At 65.8% G+C, this 5,817-nt stretch carries 7 protein-coding genes and 1 tRNA gene; 7 read left to right on the top strand and 1 reads right to left on the bottom strand.

Annotated elements, in window-relative coordinates; translation table 11 throughout:
• The first annotated feature begins 108 nt into the window (after nt 1-108).
• Nucleotides 109-184, top strand: a tRNA-His gene (locus Q1V87_RS12290).
• Nucleotides 185-191: 7 nt separating this feature from the next.
• Here Q1V87_RS12290 and Q1V87_RS12285 read toward each other — a convergent pair.
• Nucleotides 192-824, bottom strand: coding sequence for a hypothetical protein (locus Q1V87_RS12285; RefSeq protein ID WP_300593287.1), 633 nt, complete (start codon nt 822-824; stop codon nt 192-194).
• 59 nt (nt 825-883) lie between these two features.
• Here Q1V87_RS12285 and Q1V87_RS12280 point away from each other — a divergent pair, with 59 nt between their 5' ends.
• From Q1V87_RS12280 to ettA, 6 genes are all read left to right on the top strand, one after another.
• Complete coding sequence (locus Q1V87_RS12280) at nt 884-2,308, top strand: PLP-dependent aminotransferase family protein (RefSeq protein WP_300593284.1); 1,425 nt, start codon at nt 884-886, stop codon at nt 2,306-2,308.
• On the top strand, nt 2,265-2,540 hold the full coding sequence (locus Q1V87_RS12275; protein ID WP_300593290.1) for a hypothetical protein: 276 nt from the start codon (nt 2,265-2,267) through the stop codon (nt 2,538-2,540). Before Q1V87_RS12280 ends, Q1V87_RS12275 begins: the two co-directional genes overlap by 44 nt.
• A gap of 131 nt (nt 2,541-2,671) precedes the next feature.
• Nucleotides 2,672-3,196 carry a peptide-methionine (S)-S-oxide reductase MsrA gene (msrA, locus tag Q1V87_RS12270; protein WP_300593281.1) on the top strand — a complete coding sequence of 175 codons (525 nt, stop codon included), beginning with the start codon at nt 2,672-2,674 and terminating at the stop codon, nt 3,194-3,196.
• A 160-nt stretch (nt 3,197-3,356) separates the two neighbouring features.
• On the top strand, nt 3,357-3,830 hold the full coding sequence (gene ssb / locus Q1V87_RS12265) for a single-stranded DNA-binding protein (protein WP_300593279.1): 474 nt from the start codon (nt 3,357-3,359) through the stop codon (nt 3,828-3,830).
• Nucleotides 3,831-3,873: 43 nt separating this feature from the next.
• Entirely contained in the window at nt 3,874-4,395 is a 522-nt protein-coding gene (locus tag Q1V87_RS12260) for a hypothetical protein (protein WP_300593276.1), read from the top strand.
• A 41-nt stretch (nt 4,396-4,436) separates the two neighbouring features.
• A partial coding sequence (gene ettA / locus Q1V87_RS12255) for an energy-dependent translational throttle protein EttA (RefSeq protein WP_300593272.1) occupies nt 4,437-5,817 on the top strand: 1,381 nt, incomplete at its 3' end.

The raw sequence follows: 5,817 nt of genomic DNA, 5'->3' as shown, positions 1-5,817 counted from the left end.
CCGGGTCCGACCAGCGATGAGGCCAAGCAGGCAGCGGCTGCCGCCGTGTCGGCGTTCGCCTCTGGCGTGTGAGAGAATCTTTTGGTTGCGCACTCCGGTGCGCACATGGTGGGTATAGCTCAGTTGGTAGAGCACCTGGTTGTGGTCCAGGGGGTCGCGGGTTCAAGTCCCGTTACTCACCCCAAGTAGTCCTACCTCGGTGAAGCGAGGGGAGCGGCCGGCACGGCGCCACGCGGTGTTGTCGCCCGCATGCGAGCGGTGTCGAACAGCGGCAACGTGATGTGGACGAGGGGGCCGATGGTCGCCGCGAACAGCACGGTGCCAAGACCGACCGTGCCGCCCAGAAGCCACCCGATGACGAGCGCTGTCAGCTCGACGCTGGCGCGAGCTGCCCAGATCGGCATCCCGAACCGGCTGCGCAGACCCGTCATGAGTCCGTCGCGAGGGCCCGGCCCGAAGCGGGCACCGATGTAGAGCCCCGAGGCGATGGCAACCAGCAGGATGCCTCCCACAAGCACAGCGTGCTGAGCGACGAATCCACTGATCGGTGGCAGTACCCAGAGGGTCACCTGCATGGCGGTGCCAACGGTCAGGATGTTGGCGAGGGTGCCGATTCCGGGGCGCTGGCGAAGCGGAATCCACACCAGCAGAATCGCGAGGCCGAGGATGTTCGTCATCCATCCGACGCCGATGCCCGTCCTGATCGACAGGCCCTCGGCCAGCACGGTCCAGGGGTCGACGCCCAGACCAGCATCCACGGTCAGCGCAGCTCCGACACCGTAGAGGGGGAGCCCGATGAGAAGTTGCAGGATGCGGCGAGGCATGGCACCATCCAAGACCAGAAGTGGACTGATGTGACCAGTCCAATTAGGAAGGAGTGGCCATGGAGTCGCGAATGTCTGCGCGTTCGCTGACGCTTGCTCTGGGCGGATGGCGCACCCGTGAACCGGCGTATGAGGCCCTCGCTGACGGCATCCGTCTGCTGTGCTTGGACAACCGCATCGCGCCGCGGACTGCGCTTCCGGCGGAGCGCGAACTGGCATCCGCTCTTCGGGTCAGCCGTAGCACCGTGTCGATGGCTTATCAGAGCCTTCGTGACTCCGGTCACATCAGCAGCCTGCGCGGTTCGGGAAGCGTTACTCTCCCGCTCGGCCGCCGGGAGGTCGGGCGCGTGCTCGGAACGGCGGGCACCATCGACTTGCAGCAGGCGAGCCCACCAGCGTGGCCTGGCCTTGCCGGGCACATGGCGGAAGTTGCCGCCGATGCGGCGACGCTCGCCTCGCGGTCAGGGTACGACGTTCTCGGACGCGCTGAGCTGCGGGAAGCCATCGCTGAGCAGTTCCGCGCTCGTGGCCTGCCGACCGAGGCGCGCCAGGTCATGATCACCCCCGGCGCCCAAAGCGCAATCCATCTGCTGGCGAGCGTGCTCATCGGCCGCGGCGATCGCGTAGCGATCGAGACTCCCACGTATCCGCATGCGGCAGACGCGTTGCGGCGTGCGGGCGGGCGGCTCGTCGGCATCCCGGTGACGGCTGAAAGTGGATGGGATCTCGAGCGCGTCGAAGAGTCCTTCGCTCGTACCCGGCCCTCCCTCGCTTACCTCATGCCCGACTTTCAGAACCCGACGGGCCGCAGCATGTCGGCGCACGAGCGCGAGACCATCATGGTCGCGGCGAGTCGCTCGGGAACCCGGCTCGTGATCGATGAGACCACAGCCGACCTCGACATCGATCGTGGGGTTCATGACCGTGGCTTCCGTGGGACCGACGAGTCCCTGGTCGTGCGCGTCGGGTCACTCGGCAAGACCGTATGGGGCGGCTTGCGGGTCGGATGGATCCGGACCGATCATGACCTCATCGACCGGCTTGTGCAGGAACGCCCGGCGTACGACCTCGGTACTCCCGAGTTCGAGCAGGCAGTGGCGACGGGGCTGATCCCTCGGCTGCCCGAGATCGCGCGCCATCGCGGTGAGTTCCTGCGCGAGGGACGGGATGCCCTCGTGTCAGCGCTCTCGGAGCTGCTGCCGGAGTGGCGCGTGCCCTCGGTTGATGGAGGAGTTGCCCTCTGGGTCGAACTGAACGCACCGTTGAGTTCGGCGCTGGTGCTCCAGGCTCGAGCGGCGGGCCTGCTCCTGTCGGCCGGTCCGAGGTTCGCGCCAGATGGCGGAAACGAACGGCACCTCCGCATCCCGTTCACCGCGCCGCCCAGCGACCTGCGCCGAGCTGTCGAGATTCTCGCGGACGTCTGGCCGGGGGTGCTTCGAGATGCTCCGCACGGTGTTCGGGATCTCTGGAGCTCACCGGTCTGAGCCGCCGGCCTCGGGTCAGATGTCAGGTCGACAACAGGAGCGCGTCGATGGCGTCATCCCGGTTCCCGAACTGTCCGAGCGCATGGAATCGCCGGTCGCTCGGATGGAAGCGCTTGACGGAGAAATGCTCGCCCTGGGCGTCTCGACCGACGCGCACGTGACCGATGGGGCCGCGGCCGGGATCGACAACGCGCCAAGCATCGATTCCGATCGGTATGAGCTGTATGCGTGATGCCTGCATCTGTGTCTCCCTCCGCGATCGAACATAGATCCGACCACCGACACGTCGCGGGGAACAGCAGTTCGCGGGAGACTGTTGTGTTCAGTGGCGCCGAGAACCCGGCGCCACAACAAGGAGAAATCATGCACACGTTCGTTCTCGCAGGCGGCTGCTTCTGGTGTCTCGACGCGGCTTACCGTGCTCTTCGCGGAGTGTCGTCGGTCGTTTCGGGCTATGTCGGCGGCACCGTCGAGAACCCCTCTTATGAGCTTGTCTGCACGGGCCGCACGGGGCACGCCGAGGCCGTCGCGGTCACCTTCGATCCCGACGTCATCTCGGACGACGTGATCCTGGATGCCTTTTTCACGATGCACGACCCGCGGCAGCTGAACCGACAGGGTAATGACGTCGGCACCCAGTACCGCAGCGCGATGTTTCCCGCCGACGATCATCAGCGGGAGCTCTTCGAGGCTGCGCGCGATCGCGCGGCCGAGTGGTGGGATGGCGGCATCGTCACCACGATCGAGCCCCTCGGTGAGTTCTACGCCGCGGAGGAGTATCACCAGGACTTCTTCGCGAAGAACCCCACGCAGGGGTACTGCCTGGCTGTCGCGGTCCCCAAGGTGAACAAGGTGCGGGCGCGCTTCTCGGAGTACGTCACGGCCTGAGGCATCCTCCCCAGCCGTCCTCGCGCGGCACCTGTCCACTCCTGAGCAGGGTCGTGCTCCACCGGGCGCGCTGGTCGGCGAGCCTGATCTCAGCGCTGGTACCCGACGGGCACTCGGGTACCAGCGCAGCCCGGAACGGGTCTGGGCGGGAAAGGGAGAAATGCAGGACACCATCACCGTTACGGGAAACGTCGCGGGAAACCCGGAGTTCAAGGTCACGGCAGGAGGGCTCGCCGTCGTGAACTTTCGGCTCGGGAGCGCGCAGCGGCGCCTCGACCGCTCGACGGGCACCTGGGTCGACGACGGCACGAACTGGTACAACGTCTCCGCTTTCCGGGGACTTGCCGAACACATCGCGGCTTCGGTCACGAAGGGCGAGCCGCTGGTGGTTACGGGCCGGCTACGTCTTCGCCCCTGGGAATCCGGAGGCAAGAAGGGAGTCAGCATCGACATCGATGCCGAAGCGGTCGGCCACGACCTGCGGTGGGGAACCACGTCCTACACGAAGCAGGCCACGGGGGCTAACGCGTCTGCTTCGCCGTCGAGCTCGGGCGAAGCTGAGGATGCCTGGGCGGCACCGGGCCTCGACAGCGCCGCCCCGGCTGTCCCGGTCGGTGGCGAGACACCGTTCTAGCCTCCCAGCGTGCAGTCGGCGGAGGGGCTCTAGACTCCTCTGCGTGTGCGCCGATCGACTGACAACCCGGCTCGTGCCGGCAAGATCTCGCCGAGCCGGCGGCATCGTCGGGCTGCTCGGAGCAGCCATCGTGGCCGGAGCACTCACGGGATGCACACCGGTTCTCACCCCGTCGCCGACCCCCACGGTGAGCATCACCCCGACACCAACCGAGACGACCTCTGCTGCACCGCAACAGGTGAGCGAGGCGACGACCGCGGATGAGGCGCTGCCATTCTTCGCCGACGTCGTCGCCGCCGTGTGGGCAACCGATCAGCGCTTCCAGGGACGCGCCTACATCGACGGCCTCACTCAGGCGGGGTTCGACAAGTCGGCGATGGAGGTCACCTACGACGAATCGACCGTCGGTAACCCTGCGGAGAGTATCCAGTTCTCGGTTCGGTGGGGCGAGGAGTGCCTTGTCGGACAAGTCGGCCCCTCGACAGGAGACCCGGTGACGGCTGTCATGCCCGGCTTGCAGACTGGTCGCTGTCTCGTCGGAGACACCCGACCCATCGATTGGTGAGGCGCGGGCTACGGACAGGCGGCCCGTAGACTGGTCGAGCTATGGCTGAGTACATCTATCAGATGGTCCGCGCCCGTAAATCTGTGGGCGAGAAGCTGATCCTCGACGACGTGACGATGGCGTTCCTTCCGGGAGCGAAGATCGGAATGGTCGGCCCCAACGGTGCCGGAAAGTCGACGATCCTGAAGATCATGGCGGGCCTTGACACCCCGTCCAACGGAGAGGCGACGCTCACTCCGGGGTTCAGCGTCGGCATCCTCATGCAGGAGCCCGAGCTCGACGAGTCCAAGACGGTCCTCGAGAACATCCAGGACGGCATCGCCGTCAAGGCCAAGCTGGATCGCTTCAACGAGATTTCGGGTCTCATGAGCGACCCTGATGCCGACTTCGACAGCCTGCTGGCAGAGATGGGCGCCCTGCAGGAAGAGATCGACGCGGCAGACGCGTGGGACCTCGACTCGCAGCTGGACCAGGCCATGAACGCGCTGCGCACGCCCCCCGCAGATGCTCAGATCGCGCAGCTCTCGGGTGGTGAGAAGCGCCGTGTCGCACTCACGAAGCTCCTGCTGCAGAAGCCCGATCTTCTGCTGCTGGACGAGCCCACGAACCACCTCGACGCCGAGAGCGTGCTCTGGCTCGAACAGCACCTGCAGAAGTACTCGGGCGCTGTGATCGCCATCACCCACGACCGGTACTTCCTCGACAACGTTGCCGAGTGGATCGCCGAGGTCGACCGCGGCCGTCTCATCGGCTACGAGGGCAATTACTCGACGTACCTCGAGAAGAAAGCCGAGCGACTGGATGTCCAGGGCAAGAAGGACGCCAAGCTCGCTAAGCGCCTGAAGGAAGAGCTCGACTGGGTCCGCTCGAACGCGAAGGGTCGTCAGGCCAAGTCGAAGGCGCGTCTGGCTCGATACGAAGAGATGGCCGCCGAGGCTGAGCGCACGCGCAAGCTCGACTTCGAAGAGATTCAGATTCCGCCGGGGCCGCGCCTCGGAAGCGTTGTCATCGAGGCCAAGAAGCTCAAGAAGGGTTTCGACGGTCGCTCGCTCATCGACGGACTGAGCTTCAGCCTTCCCCCGAACGGCATCGTCGGTGTCATCGGCCCCAACGGTGTCGGCAAGACCACGTTGTTCAAGACGATCGTCGGCCTCGAGCCTCTCGATGGCGGTGACTTGAAGATCGGCGAGACCGTCAAGATCAGCTACGTCGATCAGTCGCGCTCGAACATCGACCCCACCAAGACGCTCTGGGAGGTCGTGTCCGACGGGCTCGACATCATCACGGTGGGCAAGACCGAGATCCCGTCGCGAGCCTACGTGTCGAAGTTCGGCTTCAAGGGACCCGACCAGCAGAAGAAGGCCGGCGTGCTCTCCGGTGGTGAGCGCAACCGGCTGAACCTCGCCCTCACCCTCAAGGAGG

Source organism: Microbacterium sp., assembly GCF_030149085.1.
Taxonomy (GTDB): domain Bacteria; phylum Actinomycetota; class Actinomycetes; order Actinomycetales; family Microbacteriaceae; genus Microbacterium.
The sequence above is the reverse complement of the archived record's forward strand: the minus strand, read 5'-3'. Positions and strand labels throughout refer to the sequence as shown.

Excerpts from the sequence above, each read along its gene's own strand:
- ssb (WP_300593279.1), top strand. The coding sequence starts at position 3,357 with ATGCAGGACACCATCACCGTTACGGGAAACGTCGCGGGAAACCCGGAG.
- msrA (WP_300593281.1), top strand. The coding sequence starts at position 2,672 with ATGCACACGTTCGTTCTCGCAGGCGGCTGCTTCTGGTGTCTCGACGCG.
- Q1V87_RS12280 (WP_300593284.1), top strand. The coding sequence starts at position 884 with ATGGAGTCGCGAATGTCTGCGCGTTCGCTGACGCTTGCTCTGGGCGGA.
- Q1V87_RS12285 (WP_300593287.1), bottom strand. The coding sequence starts at position 824 with ATGCCTCGCCGCATCCTGCAACTTCTCATCGGGCTCCCCCTCTACGGT.
- Q1V87_RS12275 (WP_300593290.1), top strand. The coding sequence starts at position 2,265 with ATGCTCCGCACGGTGTTCGGGATCTCTGGAGCTCACCGGTCTGAGCCG.